15 protein-coding genes and 1 riboswitch are annotated in these 21,406 nt (G+C 47.1%); of the genes, 5 read left to right on the forward strand and 10 right to left on the reverse strand.

Features of this window, described 5'->3' with window-relative positions:
- Positions 1-8 precede the first annotated feature (8 nt).
- Complete coding sequence (locus ATG71_RS21465) at positions 9-1,457, reverse strand: protein adenylyltransferase SelO (RefSeq protein ID WP_098441402.1); 1,449 nt, start codon at positions 1,455-1,457, stop codon at positions 9-11.
- Between the two features lie 105 nt (positions 1,458-1,562).
- On the reverse strand, positions 1,563-2,957 hold the full coding sequence (locus tag ATG71_RS21470) for an amino acid permease (RefSeq protein WP_098441403.1): 1,395 nt from the start codon (positions 2,955-2,957) through the stop codon (positions 1,563-1,565).
- A 254-nt stretch (positions 2,958-3,211) separates the two neighbouring features.
- On the opposite strand from ATG71_RS21470, the gene ATG71_RS21475 reads away from it, so the two are divergent.
- The 3 genes from ATG71_RS21475 to ATG71_RS21485 are packed head-to-tail and all read left to right on the forward strand — an operon-like array spanning position 3,212 to position 5,636.
- Positions 3,212-4,024, forward strand: a complete 813-nt coding sequence (locus tag ATG71_RS21475) for an ABC transporter permease subunit (protein ID WP_098441404.1) — start codon at positions 3,212-3,214, stop codon at positions 4,022-4,024.
- On the forward strand, positions 4,021-5,046 hold the full coding sequence (locus tag ATG71_RS21480; RefSeq protein ID WP_098441405.1) for a hypothetical protein: 1,026 nt from the start codon (positions 4,021-4,023) through the stop codon (positions 5,044-5,046). The genes ATG71_RS21475 and ATG71_RS21480 overlap by 4 nt, the downstream gene beginning before the upstream one ends.
- Positions 5,043-5,636, forward strand: coding sequence for a hypothetical protein (locus ATG71_RS21485; protein WP_098441406.1), 594 nt, complete (start codon positions 5,043-5,045; stop codon positions 5,634-5,636). The genes ATG71_RS21480 and ATG71_RS21485 overlap by 4 nt, the downstream gene beginning before the upstream one ends.
- A 140-nt stretch (positions 5,637-5,776) precedes the next feature.
- On the opposite strand, the gene rlmD is transcribed toward ATG71_RS21485, so the two are convergent.
- The 3 genes from rlmD to htpX all read right to left on the reverse strand — a co-directional run bounded on the left by rlmD (position 5,777) and on the right by htpX (position 9,499).
- Positions 5,777-7,141, reverse strand: coding sequence for a 23S rRNA (uracil(1939)-C(5))-methyltransferase RlmD (gene rlmD, locus ATG71_RS21490; RefSeq protein ID WP_483295349.1), 1,365 nt, complete (start codon positions 7,139-7,141; stop codon positions 5,777-5,779).
- A gap of 159 nt (positions 7,142-7,300) precedes the next feature.
- Positions 7,301-8,467, reverse strand: coding sequence for an N-acetylmuramoyl-L-alanine amidase family protein (locus ATG71_RS21495; protein WP_179886601.1), 1,167 nt, complete (start codon positions 8,465-8,467; stop codon positions 7,301-7,303).
- Positions 8,468-8,617: 150 nt separating this feature from the next.
- Complete coding sequence (htpX, locus tag ATG71_RS21500) at positions 8,618-9,499, reverse strand: protease HtpX (protein ID WP_098441409.1); 882 nt, start codon at positions 9,497-9,499, stop codon at positions 8,618-8,620.
- Positions 9,500-9,656: 157 nt separating this feature from the next.
- On the opposite strand from htpX, the gene ATG71_RS21505 reads away from it, so the two are divergent.
- Positions 9,657-10,364 (forward strand): DUF1836 domain-containing protein, encoded by a 708-nt coding sequence (locus ATG71_RS21505; RefSeq protein ID WP_098441410.1) that lies wholly within the window; start codon positions 9,657-9,659, stop codon positions 10,362-10,364.
- Positions 10,365-10,409: 45 nt separating this feature from the next.
- Here the strand turns inward: ATG71_RS21505 and ATG71_RS21510 are convergent, their stop codons facing one another.
- Positions 10,410-12,407: a YhgE/Pip domain-containing protein gene (locus tag ATG71_RS21510; protein ID WP_098441411.1), complete on the reverse strand. Its 1,998-nt coding sequence runs from the start codon at positions 12,405-12,407 to the stop codon at positions 10,410-10,412.
- Between the two features lie 119 nt (positions 12,408-12,526).
- On the opposite strand from ATG71_RS21510, the gene ATG71_RS21515 reads away from it, so the two are divergent.
- Positions 12,527-13,429 (forward strand): LysR family transcriptional regulator, encoded by a 903-nt coding sequence (locus ATG71_RS21515; protein WP_098441412.1) that lies wholly within the window; start codon positions 12,527-12,529, stop codon positions 13,427-13,429.
- 78 nt (positions 13,430-13,507) lie between these two features.
- Here the strand turns inward: ATG71_RS21515 and ATG71_RS21520 are convergent, their stop codons facing one another.
- From ATG71_RS21520 to lysA, 4 genes are all read right to left on the reverse strand, one after another.
- On the reverse strand, positions 13,508-17,221 hold the full coding sequence (locus tag ATG71_RS21520) for a S8 family peptidase (RefSeq protein ID WP_098441413.1): 3,714 nt from the start codon (positions 17,219-17,221) through the stop codon (positions 13,508-13,510).
- Between the two features lie 565 nt (positions 17,222-17,786).
- Complete coding sequence (locus ATG71_RS21525) at positions 17,787-18,815, reverse strand: ABC transporter permease subunit (protein ID WP_098441414.1); 1,029 nt, start codon at positions 18,813-18,815, stop codon at positions 17,787-17,789.
- On the reverse strand, positions 18,812-19,681 hold the full coding sequence (locus tag ATG71_RS21530; RefSeq protein WP_286163093.1) for an ABC transporter permease subunit: 870 nt from the start codon (positions 19,679-19,681) through the stop codon (positions 18,812-18,814). Before ATG71_RS21530 ends, ATG71_RS21525 begins: the two co-directional genes overlap by 4 nt.
- A gap of 110 nt (positions 19,682-19,791) precedes the next feature.
- The gene (lysA, locus tag ATG71_RS21535) at positions 19,792-21,078 is read right to left on the reverse strand and encodes a diaminopimelate decarboxylase (RefSeq protein ID WP_098441415.1); all 1,287 of its coding nucleotides are present in this window, start codon (positions 21,076-21,078) and stop codon (positions 19,792-19,794) included.
- Positions 21,079-21,192: 114 nt separating this feature from the next.
- Positions 21,193-21,369: riboswitch (Lysine riboswitch) on the reverse strand.
- Between the last annotated feature and the right edge of the window lie 37 nt (positions 21,370-21,406).

The following is a 21,406-nucleotide window of genomic DNA, read 5'->3' on the forward strand; positions in this document are numbered from 1 at the left end:
CAGCTTCTTTACGTCCCACAATAGGTACGATACGGACGGTTTGACGGACTTGGAAGTGTGCAATACTCTTCCTGATCTGTAGAGTAAGCGTACGGATCTTTCAGAACCGCAAGCAAGTCATTCATGACAGTGAAATCATCCTCTTCGACTGCTGCCTTGAGCGCTTCTTCGACCCTGTGGTTGCGCGGGATGACCGACGGATTGCTCTTGCGCATTCGCTGTCGGGAAGCTTCCATCGTCTCGTCCTGTCTCCCTAATCTTTCCTTCCATCGTTCTTTCCAAACCGCATAATCAGGAGTCTTAAAGAAGTCTGTTTCTTCACTCCCCAATGTCAGGTTCCGGAAGGTATTCGTAAAGTCTGCCTGATATTTATTCATCAGTTCCAACAGATCTTCAGCAAGGGAACGATCTCCTTCTTCACTATTGAATAATCCCAGTTTCTCCCTTATTCCGCTCAGCCAATGACCCTCGTACAACTCAGGGAATTCCAGTATTGCATCCTGTGCAAGTTTCAAGGATTCTTCCTGTTCCTCATGAAGCATCGGTAGCAGGCTTTCGGCAAAGCGGGCGAGATTCCATCCAGCAATCGGCGGTTGATTCCCATATGCATACCTTCCTTGTGCATCGATGGAACTGAAGACCGTTTTCGGGTCATACGTATCCATGAAGGCACATGGCCCGTAATCAATCGTTTCCCCGCTGATCGTCATATTATCTGTGTTCATGACACCGTGGATGAAACCGACCATTTGCCACTTTGCGATAAGGGCAGCCTGTCGTTTGATGACTTCCTTCAGTAGGAAAAGGTAGCGGTTGGGAGCATCCATGCCCTCTGGATAGTGACGCTCCAGTGCATAATCTGCAAGGGCCCGGAGATCATCCACTTCCCCGAATCTTGAAGCAAACTGGAACGTCCCGACACGGAGATGACTGGCCGCCACCCTTGTCAGGATTGCACCCTTTTGTTCAGTTTCCCGGTAAATCGGCTCACCCGTTGTCACCACTGCCAAACTCCTGGTCGTAGGAATCCCAAGTCCGTACATGGCTTCACTGATGATGTGCTCCCGGAGCATGGGACCGAGTCCCGCACGACCGTCCCCTCCACGGGAATAAGGGGTTCTTCCTCCCCCTTTAAGCTGAATATCGAATCGTTTTCCCTCCGGCGTGATCTGCTCGCCAATCAGGACAGCCCGTCCATCACCCAGCATATTGAAATGACCGAACTGATGGCCCGCATAGGCTTGGGCAAGGGGCTCGGCTCCTTCAGGGATTTCATTGCCCGACAGGACATCCGCTTCCAGTTTTTCGGCATCGAGCCCCAGGGACTCAGCAACCTCCTTATTTAGAACCACCAGCTTTGGGTCACGCACCGGTTCTGGAACCTGAAGGGTGAAAAATGTTCCAGGAAGGCTTCTATAACTGTTTTCGAGATTCCAACCTGCTTTCTTTTCCATCATCGTCCTCTCCTCCTTTTCAATAAATAAACAAAAAACCATAGACATGTTCTATGGTTTTTTGGGGAAGTTCCTTTTATCTCCCCCTCATTATACCTTTCTTTCTCCCTAATGTCCTTTATGGCCTCTGCGGAAAACACCCCAATACGAAAGGTAAATCACAAGGATCAATCCCAACGAGATGAATAACCCAATCTGTTGATTCGCGTGGACCATGGCACCTGAGATTGCCAGTAGGATCAAAGCGATCCCGAGGTAAGAGGTAAAGGGATATCCAACCATCTTAAACTTTCCATTCCCTGCATCATAGGAAGGATGGAGCTTAATATGGGATACCAGGATGATTCCCCAGTTCAGGATCAACATGACTCCGGCTGCAGTGGTGATGTATTCATACACTTCATTGGGGAGAAGAAAGGAAAATAGAATCGATATACCTAGCCCGACCGCTGTGATCATCAAGGATTTCACTGCCACACCCCGATTATTTTTTTCAGCGAATCCTTTCGGCGCATCTCCATCGACAGCCAGGGATATCATCACATTCGTAATGGAGAATAAGGCCCCGACCATCGTCGAAAAGGCCGCACTGATGATGATGATATTGAAAATTGAATCCAGGAACGGGATGTGATACGCCGAGAGCGCCGTTACAAACGGGCTTTCTGACTCATTGATCTTGGTCCAGGACACCATGCTCATGACAAAGAACAAGGAAAGGACATACACCGTCACCAGGGAAAATAGCGTGCCCTTCCCCGCTTTCGGGACATCTTTCTTGTCACGCAGTTCATTCGAGGCGATACCGAGAACAGCAATGCCCCCAAATGAAAAAAAGACGAAGATCAAAGCCGCCCATGTCCCCTTGATACCCATTGGCATAAAAGGGGAAATGCCGGCATTTTTAGCAGATTGAAGCTCGGATGGCGTAATGATATGAAAAAAAAGCAAGGCACCGAAAATGATGAATATAAGCAAGGTCGACAATTTGATCACGGCAAATACCGATTCGATCTTCCCGAAATTACTTGCACCCAGTAGATTGATGCCAAAACCCAGGACCGCATATAGAATGGAGAAAATCCATAATGGGACGTGGGGAAACCAAAACTGGGTGAACGTCGATAACGCCACAATTTCACTGGACATAATCAAGATACCCGATAGCCAGTACATCCACCCTGAGACAAACCCGAATGAATGTCCGAATGCCTTCTTCGCATAAATCCTGAACGTCCCCTTTTGAGGATCATTCGTGATCATTTCCGCCAGGGCACTAAATACGAAATAAGCCGTCACTCCTGCGATAATATAGTCGATAAGAATGGACGGGCCGGCCGTCTTGATGGATAAACCTGTCCCCAGAAAGAACCCTGCCCCGATGACGGATCCGATCCCTATCAGGGACAACTGCCACCAGCTAAGTTTGGTCCCTTCCCTTTTCTCCTGCTTCTTCTGTTGGTGGTGGGCTACCGTCTGGGTCAATAAATGCTCGTCTTTCATTCAACCATCCCCTCCTGTCTATGTATATCCATAGGTTTTTCATCAGATGTGATTACTATACAAGCGGATAACACCCGTCGGATTAATAAAATTGTAAAAATTTAAATTATTTTGAAATTATTGTAATAAAACGTTATAATTGGCCTAAAAGATAATGGGGGGCGTTTCTACTGAAAAGATTCCATGTCGTCGGTCTACCCTTTCAGTTCTTGCTTACATGCATCGGTCTATTCCTTTTCAGCGGTGCAGGTTCCTTGCTTGCATACGATACTGAATTAGTCATCATGCTTGGGAAGTATCTTCAAACCCTTCAGGAGATCGGACGTGAAATGCTTCATCCAACTTCTCTCATGTTCAAAGTCGGGGAACCGATGGATTATAAAAGCTATCCGCTTTATCCGCTATTTTTTCAATTGTTCGGTTATTCATTCTCCCTTTTAATTATGGCATTCTTTCTGGCCGCCATCACATCTTCCCTTGTGAGCTACTTGTTTATGTTTCTGCCAAAGAAGGTGTATCGTATCTGCTTCCGTTTACTCGACTCACTGGACTCCCTACCGGACGTCATGATCATCGTGATCATCCAGCTGTTTATCGTCTGGTTTTTCAAGAAAACGGATATTTTGCTTTTTGACATATATACCTTAGGCGATGAAAAGATTTATCTGCTTCCGATTATTTGTCTTGCCATCATGCCGATTTCGTTTTTAACAAAGCATTTCTTATTTCAGCTTCGTGAAGAAGAAGGAAAGCCTTACGTAGAGTACTCATATTCTAAGGGGTTCTCAAAAGCCTATACGGTATGGGTTCATTTATTTCGAAATGTGTGGCTTCACTTTTATTTTCATATTAAACCGATTTTTCTTTTAATGCTTTCCAATCTGTTGATCATCGAAATCCTTTTTAATATCAACGGATTTATGAATGTACTTCTCGATGTTTCAAGGAATACGCCAAGTGCGTTTTTCGTCGGGATGCTGATGATTTACATACCGTTTTTTCTTATTTTTACTTTGGGTGCCGTTTTTCTAAAGAAATGGTTAGCGGGAGAGGAGGTCAGTTCATGAGAGTGTTTAAATCACCACGATTCTGGCTGCCTTTAGGCTTTCTTTTGATTCTGATCTCAGCAAGTTTCATCGTGCCATCCGTCTATCCGGAGCTACTGGAACCGGGACCCCCTTATTTAAAGGATGAGGCAGGGAAGATCATCGCGGATCCCCCTTATACGATGGAGGAAATGAAGCCGCTGGGAAGTGACAAACTCGGAAGGAATTTATTCTATTTACTATTGTCCGGTGCGAAGTATACCTTGCTGTCAGCTATGATCATCGCACTCCTCCGCATGGCCGGTGGGTTTGCGTTTGGGATGGTGTATGCTTTTCTCCCTAATTGGGCCAGGCAGATGATTAAGGGAATAGGTGATACATTCAACTTCATCCCCCTTGCGATCATTGCTTTCGTTCTTCTCACTCCCCTGCAGCTTGCCTTTGAAGCGGAGGCAATGTTTTCGTTCCGGTTTCTGGTCATTGAAGTTTTCGTAATCGCCATCATCGTGATCCCTTCTCTCGGCTTGTATATTGGGGAAGAAATGAAGGAGTATTTAAAGAATGATTTCGTTAGTGTATCGAGACAAATCGGGGCATCGAAATACTATATAATCAAACGGCATCTGCGTCCACAATTCAGTCGTCATGCCCTTGTCATGTTTTCAGAGCAAATATCACAAACCTTATACCTTCTCATTCAACTTGGGGTTCTGCATATCTGTTTGGGAGGGTTGAAAATAGCAGAGTTCGGGATCATGGAGCACATACCTGAATACTTCTCTTATACAAATGAATGGGCAGCGACGATGAGCATCAATATTCAAATGGTGTTTCTTCATACGTGGCTGGTGCTGACACCACTAGTATTTTTTGCGACAGCCATCTTTTGCATCAATGAAGTGACCAGATTCTTAAAAGAGGTTCTCCTTGAAGATAACCACCCTGTCGGAGAAGCGAAGCCCCATTCCAAACAGACGCCGCCTTCATCCATGTTTGATGACCCATTCACGTTTACAAACCGCTCTAGGGAGGAGTTCCATTGAGAAATCAACTACTATTGATCCTTTTTGCCATTCTCATCGTACTGACCGGATGCAGGGTTGAAATGGCAACGGAACTTTCTCCAAAACCAAAAGCGCCGTCCGGGGTGAGGATTGAAATGAGCGGCACCGTCTCCCTTCAAGGGAAAGAACTAATCGTTGAAGGCAAATCCAACCTTCCAGAGGACAGCATCATATTTGCCGGCCTCAAAGATTATGGTGAAATGGAATCCTACGCCAGGGTCATCAACTGGCAGGGGGAAGAAACGGATGAATATGTCACGGAAAGCACCGGGGTAGTGGACGATAAAGGGAACTTCCAAATCAAAGTGGACCGGGTCAATCCGGAATCCCGCTACAAGCTGGAAGTCCTCTTTAACCCCGCCATCCAAAAATCCAAGATTCAGGAAATCTACGGCTATTGGGGAGAGGACATCGCCCGGAACATCGGCTACCTCGATTTCGAGTATAATGGCAACACGCTATCCGGGATGATCAAAGTCGCCCCAATCGTCAGTATCACAGACCCAAAAGGGGACGGTGCCAAATGGAACCTCACCAACATCCCGAACAAATCCAGGTCACTAAAGTGAGGAATGAGGGACGGACCTCTATACTGACTGGAATTCTTGGTTGAAGCTTCAATGGGAGGTCCGTCCCTCTTGGCATTAAAAAATCCCTGACGCTGAGTTTGGCGTCAGGGATTTCTCCGAAGGTATCGGCTTGATTCTTATTATGAATTCAATGTCAGTGTCGCGACACATTCCACATGCACCGTATGAGGGAACAGGTCGACAGGTTGAACGGCATCAAGGGTGTAGCCGAATGGCTCAAGTTCCTTAATATCCGTTGCGAACGTATCCGGATTGCATGAAACGTACACAATGCGCTCCGGTTTCGCGCGACCGATCCTTCTCATCACTTTCCCGCCGGCACCGGAACGCGGCGGATCAAGCATCAACAGCTGCGGATGACCGAACGTTTCGAGCATCTGGTCGATTCCTTTCCGTGCATCTTTTGCAAGGAAGGTAGTGTTCGAGATCCCGTTATCATCTGCATTCCGTTTCGCCGATTCAATGGAGCTTTCCACGATTTCAATCCCGGCAAGCTCCCCTACTTTGCTTGCAAATGGAAGAGAGAATGTCCCTACTCCACAGAAAAGATCGATCATCTTCTCCGTTTTCTTCGGCTGACTCATCTCTACCGCCAGGTCCACAAGCTTCTGGGCCTGTGTCGGATTCGTCTGGAAGAACGTATCGAACCAGAGGCGGAAACGGTAGCCGTCCATTTCGTCATAGATGAAATCACGACCCGAGAGCAGGTGGATCTCCTCTGCCTGGGTACGGTCTGCCCATGCCGTGTTTTCTAGCCACAATAAGCTCTTTACGTGAGGGAATTTCTCACCGACACGTTTCTTTAAATCGGCAACGGCTTCTGAATGTGCTTCAGGTGCCTCGGTTGCAAACAAGGCAAGCATCAATTCACCTGTCGCAAACGATTGGCGGACCATTAAATGACGTAATAGCCCTTCATGCTTATCCTTATCATACCCTTCCAAGCCGTGATCCTTCACCCAATCAGCGACTTCCATGGTCGCTTCCACCATTTCTTCACTTGCAATCAGGCAGGTTTCAAGTGAAATGATCTTTCGGAAATTCCCCTGCTCATGTAAACCAAGTGCTCCCTCCGGTGAGAAGGTAAGCTCCATCTTATTGCGATAACGCCAAGGGTTGTCCATTCCCATCGTGTCACGGACAAGTCCGGGATCAAACCCCTGCCCATTCAGAGCTTCTTTCACGTGATCGGTCTTGTGCTTCAGCTGGCCCTCATAGTCCCAATGCTGCCACACACAACCGCCGCAGCGATCAAAATGTGGACAAGGTGGTTCGATGCGTTCCGGGTTCGCCTCCAGGATTTCATCAGCCATTGCCTTACGTCTCCTGCGGTCCGGCTGATCGACCGTCACCTTCACCTTTTCCCCGATCAGGGTCTGAGGGATTGTGAGTCGCAGCTTCTTCGGATTCCCAAGCTCATTCTCACGCCAGATCACAGCCTGTCCCGACCCTTTTTGATCTAATTCTTCTATAGTGGCAACCATTGTTTCTGGTTTGATATTCGACAATTTTTACGTCCTCCTTCAAATTGCTCTCTAACTCTATACTTTATTAAAAATGGAGGCGGAATGCAACAGGGATATAGGGTGCAAACAACACAAAGAAGGAGCCTTAAATGCAAGGCTCCTCTTGATAGGAACAGACTAATAGGCTTTGTAACGTCCAAATTCTCCTGTGACATAAGCTCTTCTTCCATTGTAGACGACTTCCCAATAGCCTGAACTGCTGTTTTTCCCTATGAGGGATCCCGTGACGGGAAGGGTACGTCCTTTTCTGATGGTACCCAGATCTTTTGAAGTCAAGCGATCCGGACGATCTTGTATGATGGCCGCATTGGCGACTCCTATGATGGTAATTTCCCCAATGGCAATCGGCCCTCCTGTTGCAGGCGGCGGTGAGGCTTGTCCCCCCTGCTGACCGCTTCCTTCCACCTTCACATATTTCGGTGATGCGGTCACATAAAACACATAGCCCCTGGAGTTCATGACTTCATACATATCCACACCTTCCACCTTCAGCTTACGGACGATCGTCGGAAACCCATACCCGTACTTCAATATTCCTGCACGGTAGGTATCATCGAAGGTCGGCCGGCTGTAGAAGTCAAGACCTTCTGCTCCTTTATAAATACTCTCAACGCGTTTGCCGACAACTTTTCCGCTGCTTGTCCCACCGGAAACAGGAGGTGATCCGACGTTCCTACCGTTACCTGCAGCCACATAAGACACCCCGAAGAAATCACACACTCCCAGTGCCTGCTCCCTTGCCGTTTCACGCTGAAAATCCTCATTGATCATGAGCAGCGCTTCCCTCTCATTATCCATGAACCCATTCTCGACAAGTACTGCCGGACCATCGAACTCCCTCGTCATATGAAGATTCTGCTCAATGATACCCCGGTACACCTGCTTCGTCCCCTGTTTCAAGTACTTCGCGATATTTTCAGCAAGTCTTCTATCCTTTGCATCATTATAATATACATGAAGCGAATGCCCTTCTGCATCCTTCCCCTGGCCATCAAACTTCCCATCGAAGGCATTGTAGTGGTTGGAAACCAGTGCATCTGCCCCCATGGAATTCGCGGCATCGGTTCTCGCCTGAAGCGGAGTATCTGCATCCGTCGGAGCTGTTAACAGCGTCCGGAATCCGCATCTCTCCAATTCTAATTTTAAAAACAAGGTCATTTTCTCATTGAACTCGTTTTCCCGGATCTTCCTTCCGATAGACGGAATATAAGGCGTCCGTTTACCAGCTGTCCCAAGACCATGACCATCATCCAATGCTATTAAATAATCACTAGATTTCACCATATTTTGCATCCTCCTTTACTAGTAAAATATTCATAGCTTGGACAAATGGTCACGGCGAGGGAAAAGGATAGAATCATTTCATAGAGGCCCCTAAAAAAACATAAGAAAGGTGCCTGCCCCCACTAACGGAGACAGGCACCTTAATATCTATTATTTCGCCTGCAAACGGCTGATCCGCTCATCCAAATCCGGGTGAGTCGAGAACATCGCCGATTTACGTCGTCCATTGATTTTCAACGTAGAAATCGCAGTGTCGTCTTCCCCCTTCATGCGGCTTGAGTAAACTTTCAGCATTTGAAGGGCATGAACCATCTTATCTTTACCGGCAAGATCCGCCCCACCTCTGTCAGCATGATACTCACGATGGCGTGAATAAGCGAAGACAACGAGACTTCCCAAGATCGAGAAGACGATCTGGAATACGATCACGGCAATGAAATGCACGATCGGTGCCATTTCTTCCCTTGCAAATCGGGACGCAATCCATGCGGCGATCCGTGCCAGGAAGACAACGAATGTATTGACCACACCTTGAAGCAGGGTCATTGTCACCATATCCCCGTTCGCTACGTGGGCCACTTCATGGGCAATGACACCTTCAACCGCATCATCATCCATTTCACGAAGGAGTCCAGTCGAAACGGCAACCAGTGAGCGTTTCTTCGAAGGACCTGTTGCAAATGCATTCACTTCGGGAGAGTGATAGATTCCCACTTCCGGCATGTGTGTGAGCCCTGCCGCTCTTGATAAACGGTGGACTTTCTCGACCACTGCACGTTCCTCAGATGATAAAGCGCCATCCGGATTCAATACCTGGACCCCCATCATCCTCTTTGCCATCCAGCGTGACATCGCTAAAGAAATGAATGAACCGGAAAAACCGATGATTGCACTGAATACGAGCAGTGCCCCTAAATCTAATCCGCCTGAAGCTGTGATGTAATTCCCCGCTCCTGTGACGGAAAAAATGATACTAATCGTCAGTAGTACTAAAACGTTCGTTAACAGGAAATAAAATATTCGTTTCCCCATCTTTTATCTCACTCCTATTTCAAGTTCAAATGAACCTGTGTCTGATTCCATTATAAATCCTTTATGTGTAAAATACAAGCAAAAGGTGAAATTGACGAGACTTCACCTAACCAGTAGTATAGAAGAAGATATCTGCTAAAGAGACGGGGTAATCACGATGGAAACGTTTAAACTGACACGCAAGAATATGGCCGACCTGCTGCTCTCTCTGAACGGCACTGCCAGCAGGATTCCACATAGGGTCATTGGGGAAATTTGGTCGGACCCCATTCAAGAAAGCGAGCGTCCACCCATCATCCAAAAAATCCTTAAACCAGCCAAAGGCGACATCGGCTTTTCCCTCAAAGAGATCGTCTCCCTGGGAAACCTGATCGAATTCACCAATTTCCCCCAAAGCACCGTCCAGAACTGGGTGAAACGGGATGTAAGAGGGCTGATCGGTTCCCCACAACTCGGTAAAAAATACACCACCGAACAGGCTGCCATGTTATTCATCGTCGAAGACCTGAAAGCGACACTTGATTTCGAATCGATTCGTAAGATCCTGACTCTTGTTTTCAATAATATTGAGGACCGAACCGATGACATCATTAATCCCACGGATCTTTATCTTGCCTACTCATCCATTTTCGATCAGATCCACCACCAATCCCTCCCTTCCATCAAAACGGCGGATGGTTCAGTGAACGAGCATATTGATGGATTCATCAAGGATGAGTGCCGCGCAATGCTGGCAACGTTTGAAGGGATTGCGGAGGAAAACCTCACCAAAGTCCTTAACGTCATGATTGTATCCGTATTGACGGTCCAGGCCGGATTTTATCAGGATGTAACGAAGAGATATGTCATGGATGCCTTATCTTAACAAAAAATGCCTGACCCTTTCGACCGGGGGCAGGCATTTTCATGATCATTCCGCTGCTTCAGTGGCTTTCAAGTGCTGCACATGGGTAGTGAACCAGGCGATTCCCCCGGCCACGGCCAAATAGGCAAACAGGATCCAAAGCTGGTGTGTCAGCTGAGTGAAGTCCCCTAGGGTGATGACTTCCTGGAAGCTGCTTAATGAATGCGCCATCGGTAAGTTCTCCCCAATGATGCGCAAAATCGGTGTATTCAAGTCTCTTGGGAATGTCCCTCCGCAAGTCGCCAGCTGCAGGACAAGGAAGGTGACGGCAAGAAACTTCCCGACGAAACCGAACACGGTGATCAGCATGAAGATAAACGTCATGAACGTAAAGGAAACGATGACACTAGATAGGATAAACAGTGATATATTCACGACCTCTAAATGGAATCCAAACAAAAGGACCCCGTCGACAATCAGTGCCTGAATGGCCCCGATGAAAAACACCAATCCCAACTTATTGATGAAATGGGTCGTTCCATTTACCCGAAGATCATTGCGTCTAGCAAGTGGCAGGATATTTGCTGCCATGATTCCTCCGACGTATAACGCCAACGACAAGAAATAGGGAGCAATCCCTGTTCCGTAGTTCGGAACCTTTGACACATTGGATTTCACAAGATGGACAGGATCCGAGAACATGGACGATAACTCATCCGTCGAATGAACGGCTGACGTTTTTTTTGCAGCATCGGTGAGTTTCGTTGATAACTCTCCTGATCCCGCTTCCAGGTTTGTCAATCCTTCATTCAAAGCACCGACTCCTGAAGAAAGCTTGTCAGTTCCATTGGTTAAACGGTCGATTCCTGCAGTCAGGTTGGTGAAGCCCTTGTTCCAATCGGCAAATCCGGAAGAAAGCGTGGATGTACCGGACGCTAATTCAGAAGCTCCGTTGGATGCATGATTCAGTTTGTCTGCCAATTGGGAAAACCCTGCATGCAGATTACTTTGTCCACCGGCAAGCTGCTCTGATTGTTGATGAATTTTCACTTGTTCATTTTCAAGCTCCGAGGTGGATGCTGACACTTTTTCCGCCTGTGATTGAATCGTTGCGAATTCCGGATCATTTTTCACCTCGGGATGTGATTCCTGATAGGCTTGAAGCTCATTTTTCAGCTCTTCTGCCTCTTTTCTCGCTTCCGTTTGCTGTTGTGTAAGCCTATTCTCTGCCCCTGCAAGCTGCTTCGTGTGACTCGCAAGCTGTTCGGTGCCATTATTCATTTTCTCTCCTGCTTGTGACAGGCTTTTCATCCCGCCGGCAAGCTGTGCTGAACTTGAATCGAGATGATGAAGGCCACTTTCAAAGGAACCTGCGCCGGCCGATAATTTTTTACTACCAGCTTGAAGATTGAGTGAACCTTCACCCAGTGAGTCGATTCCGCCTGCAACCTTGTTCATTCCCGCCTTCTCATCTAAAATTCCTTCATGCAGTTTGTTCGCTCCATCACTCGCTTTTGTTAATCCTTTCCCTAGTTCCTCAAACTTGGAAAACACTCCGTCTGCATAGGATTTGGAAATGGTATCAGACAGCTTGCTCTTCATTTTTTCCGTAGCACTCGAACTGATTTGAGAGGCGACGAAGTTTTTACCAGGGTTGTCCTTATACAGAAGTTCGGCAGGCTCGGGATGTTCATCCATCAAGGTGCTTACCTTTTCCGAGAAGTCTTTAGGGATGGTCACGACCATGTAGTACGTTCCTTCTTTAAGACCTTCTTTGGCTTCAGTAGAGGAAACGAACTTGAAATTCAGATCTTCTGACTTTTTCAGTTCCTTCACAAAATCCTTCCCCGCCTCTATCGGTTCATCCTCCATTACGCCTCCCTCGTCTTCATTGACGATGGCAACGGGTAATTGCTCAAGCTTTCCATATGGATTCCAGTAGCCTGACAGGAATAACCCCGAATAGATTAATGGAACTAAAAGAAGAAAGCCGAGGGCGATCCTTCTATGCTTATGGCTGACCATGGCTTTTAAATCTTGTAATAATAATGTGAATCCTTTCATAAATAAACTCCTTCTTATACTCATTTACATCCATTTATCATACGTGGATAAAATGATAATGTATAATACATAATTAGTTATACATATATAGCTTTCAGTCTATGAAAGGATGTGTTCTTATGGAACTACAACAGCTCCACTACTTTCAGACCGTTGCCCGTCTGGAACATATGACCAAGGCCGCAGAGGAACTGAGGATCGCCCAGCCCTCACTCAGCAAGACGATCGCCCGATTGGAGGAGGATCTCGGCGTCCCCTTATTCGAACGACAGCACCGACAGATAAAACTGAACCGGTTTGGAGAACTGTTTCTTAACCGGGTAGAGCGGATATTCATGGAAATCCATGAAGGAAAAAGAGAGATCCGGGAGGCGATGAATCTCGAGGAACATACCATCCGTATGGCCGTCACGATCCCGAGGGTGCTTCCGGATCTGGTCGGGTCGTTTTTGAAAGAAAATCCCCACGTCCGATTTCAGCAATTCGTCCACTCGATGTCTAAAATGAAGGAGCAGCTAAAGAATGGTGAAGTCGATTACTGCATCTCCTCCATTCCCCTTGATATAGATGAAGATATCGTATGGGAGCCGTTGATGACAGAGGAAATCTTCCTCATCGTCCCTCCTGGCCACTGGTTGGAAGACAGGGATGAAATCGATTTGATCGAGGTGAAGGATGAACCATTCATCAGCATGAACACAGGCTACGGGCTCAGGAACCTGACAGATGAGATTTGTTTACAGGCGGGGTTCTCACCCGTGATTTCCTTCGAAGGAGATGAACCGGGCGTCATTGGGGATCTCGTCAGGCAAGGTCTCGGCATCGCATTCATCCCCGCCATCTCATGGATGAACCGCCGGACACCCTTCCCCCACAAAATCCGGATCAAAAGCCCAACCTGCGTGCGCACCATCGGACTCGGCTGGTCCAAACGAAGGCACTTCACCCGGACCGCCAAAGAATTCCATCCCTTCATGATCAACTACTTCAATCATATTGGAAAGAAACTGAACCAACTATAAAGGGACGGACCTTCATTTTTGCAAATGAAGGTCCGTCCCTATTGGGTTTTGCCTTGAATTTAGAGGTCCGTCCCTCTCTTATCTCAATCCATAAGCCTTAATAATTTCCTGGCTGATTTTGTTCCCTTCATCATCCCAGGCACTGGCTTTCAATGATACATTCTTTGCATTTTTAGGATTGTTGATGACCGCTTTGAATGTATCACCATCACGATCAAACTTCACTTTCTTCCACGACTTCCCTTCATTGAAGGACACTTCCAAGGCTGCCCCTTCTACATTTCCATAACCAATCGCATCTTCCACCTTACCGACTGAGATTTCCAGATTTGTTGGACGGTTCGCCAATGCATCACCGTTCACATCTGTATCCACCTTATAGTCAAGGATCAGGAATGGAAGGTCTTCCATCCAATTCTCAGTCGCTTCTGTCCAGAAGGTCCATTCTGTATGGGTCCTGGTAGAGGTGTTCCAGCGGTTTTCGTCCCGTTTGGCGTCTGTGACGAAGCGGTATTGGGTACGTTCTTGAGGTAAAATGTCCCAAACGTTCAAGGCCTGCCCTTTTCCTTCTTTCAGTAACGTGTCTCCTTTGTATAACTGGGTGGTCTGGTTTTGGTTTGAGACATCCCAATCCGTCCCACCGGTGTTCCCTTTCCCGCCGTCAGCCCATGCAGGAACATTGATCTGAAGCGAGTTACCCTGTCTTCTTGGAGGCCAGTAACCTTCTCCCAGACTCGGACGAACGACTGGCGAGAACCAGTTCTCAGAGATTTTCTCCCCACCATCATATGTCATCAGCGGTTGTCTCACCTGCCAGGTCTCATCAAGTACGTTTGCCTGATGATACCACCTTGTATCTTCTGTCGCCGATACATATTCGGTACGGACGCTTGGCAATGATACTTTTTGCAGGAATCCAATTGCTCTCATAGTGTGAGGGCGCAGATCATATCGGAACTCCCCGCCATCCGTTTCAACAGGTGAAGTGTAATTTGTTTCGATTTTCGCTAATTGCTTCCCTTTTGGTGCATAAGTCAACTCTTTCGGGATTGAGCCTTCATGCACATCCATTAAATCATAAAGGTAAGGAGAATCGATCGTTCCTTCCACCTTTAACTTTACGTTTCCTGAACGGACCGCTTTGACGAGCTTGTCCCCTTCGCTTTTACTGATACCTGCAACGGCAACGGGATTATCGGTATATTCAGGAGTTCCCGCATATACACTGAACTCTTTGTCTTCATTATTCACAATGATCACAAGCTTTGCCCCTGCTTCAGCAGCATTCTTGGCTTGCTCTGACACACTCACTTCTGCATTTCGATCGACTACGACCGCTTTTCCTTTTGCCTTCAGGCGGTCAAAGTCCGCTGAGCTCCCTGACCCTGCATAGACTGTGGACAGATTGTACTTTCCATCCAACAACGTACTACCCGCAAATGGAATATCATCCAATTCTTTTCCTTTAAAATCAATGGTCAACGTAGGTTTCGTCAAACGCCAGCGGGTCAGCTGCTCAAAATACCCACTCTTCACCTCTTTAGTCGGAACAGCATACAGCTTATCAATCCACACTGGCGTCAGGTATAGACTTGTCATCGGCATTTGACCTATGGTTTGGTGGTACTCCAGACGCTTATAATTCGCTTCCGCTTTCTTTGGAACGACCGCTTTGATTTCCTTCGCTTTCCGTGCATCAAGTTCCACTGTTTTCGGCCCATCAAGTTTCACTTCAGGATCCCCTACAAGCGCTACCCCCATATCATCTGTCTCAGTATCCACATCCATAAGTGACATGGCCGAATACGTGCCAGGCGGCAATCGAAGCTCGAGTGTTCCATTCACAGCCACGACTTCTGGCTCCATTTTCTCACTGAATAGTACGACATATGCAAGTCCATCCGCCCCATCACGATCGGTTGCGTTCAGGGTCATCGGGTAACGCTCTTCCTCCTTGACCATGGCCATCGTCGTCCGGACGAGCTCTGTTCCGTTTGCTTTCGCTGTCAGGAAGCCCTGGTAGCGGGATCCGGTTTCACCCAGGGTGGAATCGAGGGTCACTGTGACATCCGCTTTTCCACCTGCTGGTATCGTCACTGTTTCTTGAGACATGGCAAGCATCCCTTCTGGAGCTTCTTTCCCATCTGCATTCGTAAAAGTAGAATCTAATTCCAACGTTACATCCTGATCTCCATCATTGAAATAGGTGACCACTTTCTCAACAGGTGCAGCCTGATCATGTGGCCATTTGAAGAAGCCGAATGATACGGATTCAGTCGCCCTAACATCCGCACCAAGTGCTGCCGGAATGTCCACCCGACCTGTCCCAACGTGATAAGGCTGATACCCATTAAGCTTCTTGGTCGTATTCATAAGCGCCTGTTTCAATGTTTCTCCATCCCATTCAGGATGCTTCTCTGCTAAAATCGCTGCAGCACCAACTACATGAGGTGTGGCCATTGAGGTACCATTTAGGCTTTTATATAGTCCCGTTCCGCTAGAGTATTGGGAACGCGCAGCCACAATCCCGACACCAGGTGCTGACAGATCCGGCTTCAGCCCCATATCTCCATATCTTGGTCCCTTGGAAGAGAAATATGCCAATTCATCCGATTTATCCACAGCTCCAACCGTTAAAGCTGAATCTGCCGCTCCAGGAGACCCAATCGTCCCTTCACCGCCTCTATTTCCTGCAGCGATAACGAATAAAGTCCCATTTTCCTCCGTTAATTGATTGACGGCTTCCGCCATCGGATCCGTCCCGTCACTCGGCATGTCACTGCTGAGACTCATATTGACGATTTTGGCATGCTCAGAAGCCCATTCCATTCCATCGATGATCCAGGAATCCTGTCCAAATCCTTGATCACTCAATACTTTCCCTACCAGTAAACGGGCATCAGGGGCCACCCCTTTATGTTTCCCGTCACCGGCTCCTGTCCCGAGCACTGTAGAGGCCACATGGGTTCCATGACCATTGACATCCTTCACTTCTTCACCGGGAACGAAACTCACTGCCTCATCGATTTGACCTGTAATATCCGGATGTTCCGAGTCAATCCCGGTATCCAATACCGCCACCTTGACACCTTCACCCGTATATCCCTGCTCCCAAGCCTGATCCGCACCTATTTGCGGGACACTCTGATCAAGGGCTGCCTCAACACGACCGTCCAGCCAAATTTTATCTACACCCTTCTCGAATTCCGACGTCGCTTGCTTTTCAGCATGTTGAACCGTCACGTCATTCCAGAAAACTTCAGCCTGCTTTTTCTCTGCTGAAAGCGCGGCTCCCTGGATACTTTCCAATTCCCGTACTTTCTTGGTTCCCTTTGGTGCCGAGTTGACCGATTTGGCTTTCGTTTCTTTGTATTCGACAATGACCGGTACAGAATCCGTATTTTTGTCATCATAACCATACTCGATCAATTTTGTGATGTTAAACAAATCTTCATCCAGCTTTCCAGCTGACATATATGGCATCGCAGAGTTCGGAAAGACGAAGGTTTCATCTTTGATCGTCATGACCCTGACTCCCTCACCGTTTCTCTCTGCCGGCTCCACATTGATGATTTGTTTTCCATTGTTTAAAGTAGAGACTTTCACCACGTCCCCGGTTATGAGGGTGATGGTGTGCTCCCCTTTTATGCTGGCTTTAACATCAACGGTTGACTGTTCGGGGTTTACGTCTTTTGAAGGTACACCTTGGGCATTCACTTGGAACATCGAACCTGCAATCATCGAGGCTGCGATCGATCCAACGAGAAGGGGTTTCACGTTCAGCTTTTTCATTATCATTCTCCTATTCTATTAAGGTCTTAATTCGGTCATAGGGTAGAATCTCGGGTGAGGAAAAAGGAATAAAGTATGTAGTCACAACGTCTGTTGCATGTTTGATAGACTACGGGAAAAATAGTAAGCCACCGCCTCCTTGATTGGATTTGAAAGGTATGTCCTGGAAGTCGATTGAACCTCATGTCGTTACTTAAATTGTAAGGGTGTGCACATTGATTTCTCAATTGGGGTTATTTTTCGGGACGAGAGTACTAGAGAGTCCCCGCTTCATTGAGACCAGGAAATAAATCTATGAAATTGGGTACAGCAACTTATGGTGGATGCGGGATGAAAAGTGGGGAGTAACGAATAAACATCATATTTATACCATTCTCAGAAGACTTAAGTCCTCTTAAATAATCGTCAAAAACTTCAGGGTATCTACCTTCCAATCAACCGCTCTCCGCTTGAACCCGGATTTTTGGTTGAAACACAAAAGGAAGAAGGCCGCATCCTGAGAGACGCTGCCTTCTTCCTTATTCCATTTTCCGAACTATCAACACGGGCCATTAGACACAGCCTCTCACTTCGCCTCTTTCACAAGTTGGAACATTTCTTTTTCTTTTAGGCATGTGGTGTCAGATTCTCCAGCCAATCCCTCATCTGTTGACGATTCCACCAGGGTTTCCACCACCTGTGTCGCCCCGATCAGCATCAGCTTTGCCGACAGGATCGTCAAGGTAAAGAAAACAACAGGGATGAAAGAAATCCACGGGTAGGTCGTCCACAGGAATTGCCACCAGCCCCCGAGGAGACCCGACCATTCATGAGAAAGGGAAACCAGGAACGGATTATCAAAAAGGTCGACCTCAAATGATGATCCCCCTATATAAATGTTCAAAACCCCAAGATGCGCAATCAACAGCATGATGATCATAAATTCCCTGATCGACACGAGAAGAATCTGTGGAAGAATAAAGGGACGAATATGATTCCTGATGTAATGACGCTTCGTGGCACCCAGCACTTTCGCACTATCAATAAACTCGTGACTCATGATCCGGTCATATTCATTCGTAAATAGCAGGGTCAGACTCGGAAGGGAAATAACGATAAGGATAATCAGGTAAAAAATCGTTTTATCCGTAAAGTCATACGGGAAACCCTCAGGATGATGCAACGGACCCTCAAGCATCATCCAATTCAATAATAAAAAGGATAATAAGGTCGGCGGAAAATAGTTTGCGGCATCCACTATGTGATCGATGATTTTCCTGAACGGTTTTAAATAAAAATGAAGCACCAACCCCATGAACACCGAAGGCACTACCCTGCATAACGTGATCGCCAGCGCTGCCCCTATGGTATATTTCGCCCCAACGATGATAAGAAGGAAGATATTCCGGTTAAAATTGTCCGTGCCAAGGGGTGGATACTCTACCGGTGAATAGGGAGGACTGAGAAGTTCCCCTTCTTCATTTTTCAAAATGTCCAGCTTCGGCACCTCATCCCCCCAGCCGACATAATAAACAAGACTTACGGCAAACATACCGAAAAGAAATATGAACCCCACTAAAAATGACGGATTCTTCATCAGTTTTTTCAACATCATATCGCCACCTTCTGCCCGGTTTTCCAATCAACGATGGTTCTGATGAGGATAAGCAGGACAAAAACAGGCAGATAAAACATGATCAAACTGAAACAGATCACATCCATTTGAGAGAATGACAGGATGAAATGTGTGATGCCATAAATATTAAATAATCTTTCAAACACGATTAAGGAAGATAGTAAAAACAGAATGATGGATTTGGAATGATTCAATAAGCTGAAGGCGATATTCCGCAGCACATGGATGAAGAAAATCGAGTGTTTGGACATCCCCCTGCTCTTGATCAGATCGACATACGTCTTCCCGTATTCATCGCTCACCAGTAAAAAAATGATCCTGAACAACATGATCGTCGGCAAAATGGACAGAGTCACAATTGGAACGAAGTACACCTTTTCCTGGGAGCCGACGATAGGAAAGAGCAGCACCCCTGTCTCTTTCAAAATGAGGATGACGCTGTATTGAATGACAATCAAGATGAAGATATCGGGTGTGGACTCGAGAAGATTGGTCGCCCTAAGGATGAACTTTGACCAGCGGGAGGGCAGTAAATGTGTGAGGTACGCAAGGAAGATGCCCAGGAGGACGGATAAAAGAAAGGCAGATAAAAAGATTGAAACAGAATAGAAATACGGCTCCCAGAATGCCGGGAACATCGGATACGAGTTGTTCGATTCATTCGTGATGGTCATCGACCCAGAATGGACGAGGGATGTTGAAATCTCCACTATGTTGAGCATATATTGTTTCAGGCTGAGATCTACGCCTTCATTGAACAAGCCGATGAGGCCTGTCAGAAGGACGATCCCGAAGAGAACGAAGACAAATTTCAACACCATGGAACCGATCGATTTAAGATTCATAGATTGATCCTCCGAATTTATTGGATAAAGTTACCTTCAGATTACCATAATAAGTCAAAAAATCCCATAGAAAAAGGTGAAACCCTTCTGGATTCCACCTTTCTTTTTCCCTATCGATCTTTCCTTACAAGATCCGCATACGTCTCCCGCTCGATCACAACACGGGATTCCCCGTTATTCACAAACACAACAGCCGGTCTCGGTATCCGGTTATAGTTACTCGCCATGGAATACCCGTATGCCCCCGTACTGAACACTGCCAGGATGTCACCGTAATTCGTCGGCGGCAGCATCAGGTCCCAGATGAGCATGTCACCTGACTCGCAGCATTTCCCTGCAATGCTCACAAGCTCCGTGCATTCCTCGTTAGGACGGTTGGCCAGTACCGCATCATATTTTGCCTGATACAGAGCCGGACGGATATTATCCGTCATCCCGCCGTCGATCGCCACATACGTGCGCACATCCGGGATGATCTTCTTCGAGCCCACTTTGTATAACGTTGTGCCCGCTTCCGCCACCATGCTTCGACCCGGCTCCACCCAAACTTCCGGGAGTGGGTATTCATTTTTAGCAAAATAGGTTTTTACACTATCCGTTATCCCTTTGACATAGGTCGGAATCGGCAGAGGCTGGTCTTCTTCCGTGTACCGGACACCAAATCCGCCACCGATATTCAGCACCGGCATTGTGACGTCCAAGTCCATCCGGATCTGCTGCAAGAAATCAGACAGAACCCGGATCGCCTGATCAAAGCCTTCCTGTTCAAAGATCTGGGATCCGATATGGGAGTGAAGGCCGAGCAATGAGAAGTATGGCTTTCTGATCGCAAGCCCGATCGCCGTTGCCGCCTGACCGTTCGAAATGCTGAATCCGAATTTCGAATCCTCCTGGCCCGTCGTGATGTATTCATGGGTATGGGCTTCTACGCCTGGTGTGACCCTGATGAGGATCTGCACCTCCTGCTCCCGCTCTTTTGCCAGGTCATGCAGCAGTTCAAGTTCAAGGAAACTGTCGACGACAAAGCAGCCGATTTCAGCTTCAAGCGCCATTAGAAGCTCCTCTTCGGATTTATTATTGCCGTGAAAATGTATCCGAGCAGCCGGGAAACCAGCTTCAAGTGCCGTATATAATTCCCCGCCAGAGACGACATCCAGGGAGAGGTTTTCCTGTTCCGCCAGGCGCACCATTTCTTTACAAAGAAATGCCTTACTCGCATACGCCACCTGATACTTGAGACCACTTTCATGGAATGCATCCCGGAACAATCTGGCGTTCCCGCGGATCATCCCTTCATCATAAACCATCATCGGTGTGCCGTATCTTTCCACCAGCTCACCTGTACCCATCCCACCGATCGTTAAATCTCCTTGAACATTCACATCTACTGTACTCATATCCTAAACTCCTTTAGACTCTCTAAAAAAACACAAAAAAAACGTATGAAGCAGATGCTCATACGGTTTTTCATCAAAGTTTACGGAAACAAGATGAAGACTATGTATTAACATCTCTTCAATAGTGCTCCACAACTTTTGCATTGTGACAGTCCAGCATTTCTTCAATGCTGGCCCAACAAAAAATAGAATTGGCTATTTTCTGCTTCGGCGATCTGCCTTTCCCAACTTATCCCGGAATCCATTATTCTCAAAGAAGGTACTCATCATTCTCGCGCCTCTATTATCAGAGAGTGACTGATTATTTTATTGGCATAACTATATCATT

The sequence above is a fragment of the Bacillus sp. es.034 genome, assembly GCF_002563655.1.
GTDB lineage: Bacteria > Bacillota > Bacilli > Bacillales > Bacillaceae_B > Rossellomorea.

Bases quoted from the DNA above. Each gene is read 5' to 3' on its own strand.
- ATG71_RS21465 (WP_098441402.1), bottom strand. From the start codon at position 1,457: ATGATGGAAAAGAAAGCAGGTTGGAATCTCGAAAACAGTTATAGAAGC.
- ATG71_RS21470 (WP_098441403.1), bottom strand. From the start codon at position 2,957: ATGAAAGACGAGCATTTATTGACCCAGACGGTAGCCCACCACCAACAG.
- ATG71_RS21480 (WP_098441405.1), top strand. From the start codon at position 4,021: ATGAGAGTGTTTAAATCACCACGATTCTGGCTGCCTTTAGGCTTTCTT.
- rlmD (WP_483295349.1), bottom strand. From the start codon at position 7,141: ATGGTTGCCACTATAGAAGAATTAGATCAAAAAGGGTCGGGACAGGCT.
- ATG71_RS21495 (WP_179886601.1), bottom strand. From the start codon at position 8,467: ATGGTGAAATCTAGTGATTATTTAATAGCATTGGATGATGGTCATGGT.
- htpX (WP_098441409.1), bottom strand. From the start codon at position 9,499: ATGGGGAAACGAATATTTTATTTCCTGTTAACGAACGTTTTAGTACTA.
- ATG71_RS21505 (WP_098441410.1), top strand. From the start codon at position 9,657: ATGGAAACGTTTAAACTGACACGCAAGAATATGGCCGACCTGCTGCTC.
- ATG71_RS21510 (WP_098441411.1), bottom strand. From the start codon at position 12,407: ATGAAAGGATTCACATTATTATTACAAGATTTAAAAGCCATGGTCAGC.
- ATG71_RS21515 (WP_098441412.1), top strand. From the start codon at position 12,527: ATGGAACTACAACAGCTCCACTACTTTCAGACCGTTGCCCGTCTGGAA.
- ATG71_RS21520 (WP_098441413.1), bottom strand. From the start codon at position 17,221: ATGAAAAAGCTGAACGTGAAACCCCTTCTCGTTGGATCGATCGCAGCC.
- ATG71_RS21525 (WP_098441414.1), bottom strand. From the start codon at position 18,815: ATGATGTTGAAAAAACTGATGAAGAATCCGTCATTTTTAGTGGGGTTC.
- ATG71_RS21530 (WP_286163093.1), bottom strand. From the start codon at position 19,681: ATGAATCTTAAATCGATCGGTTCCATGGTGTTGAAATTTGTCTTCGTT.
- lysA (WP_098441415.1), bottom strand. From the start codon at position 21,078: ATGAGTACAGTAGATGTGAATGTTCAAGGAGATTTAACGATCGGTGGG.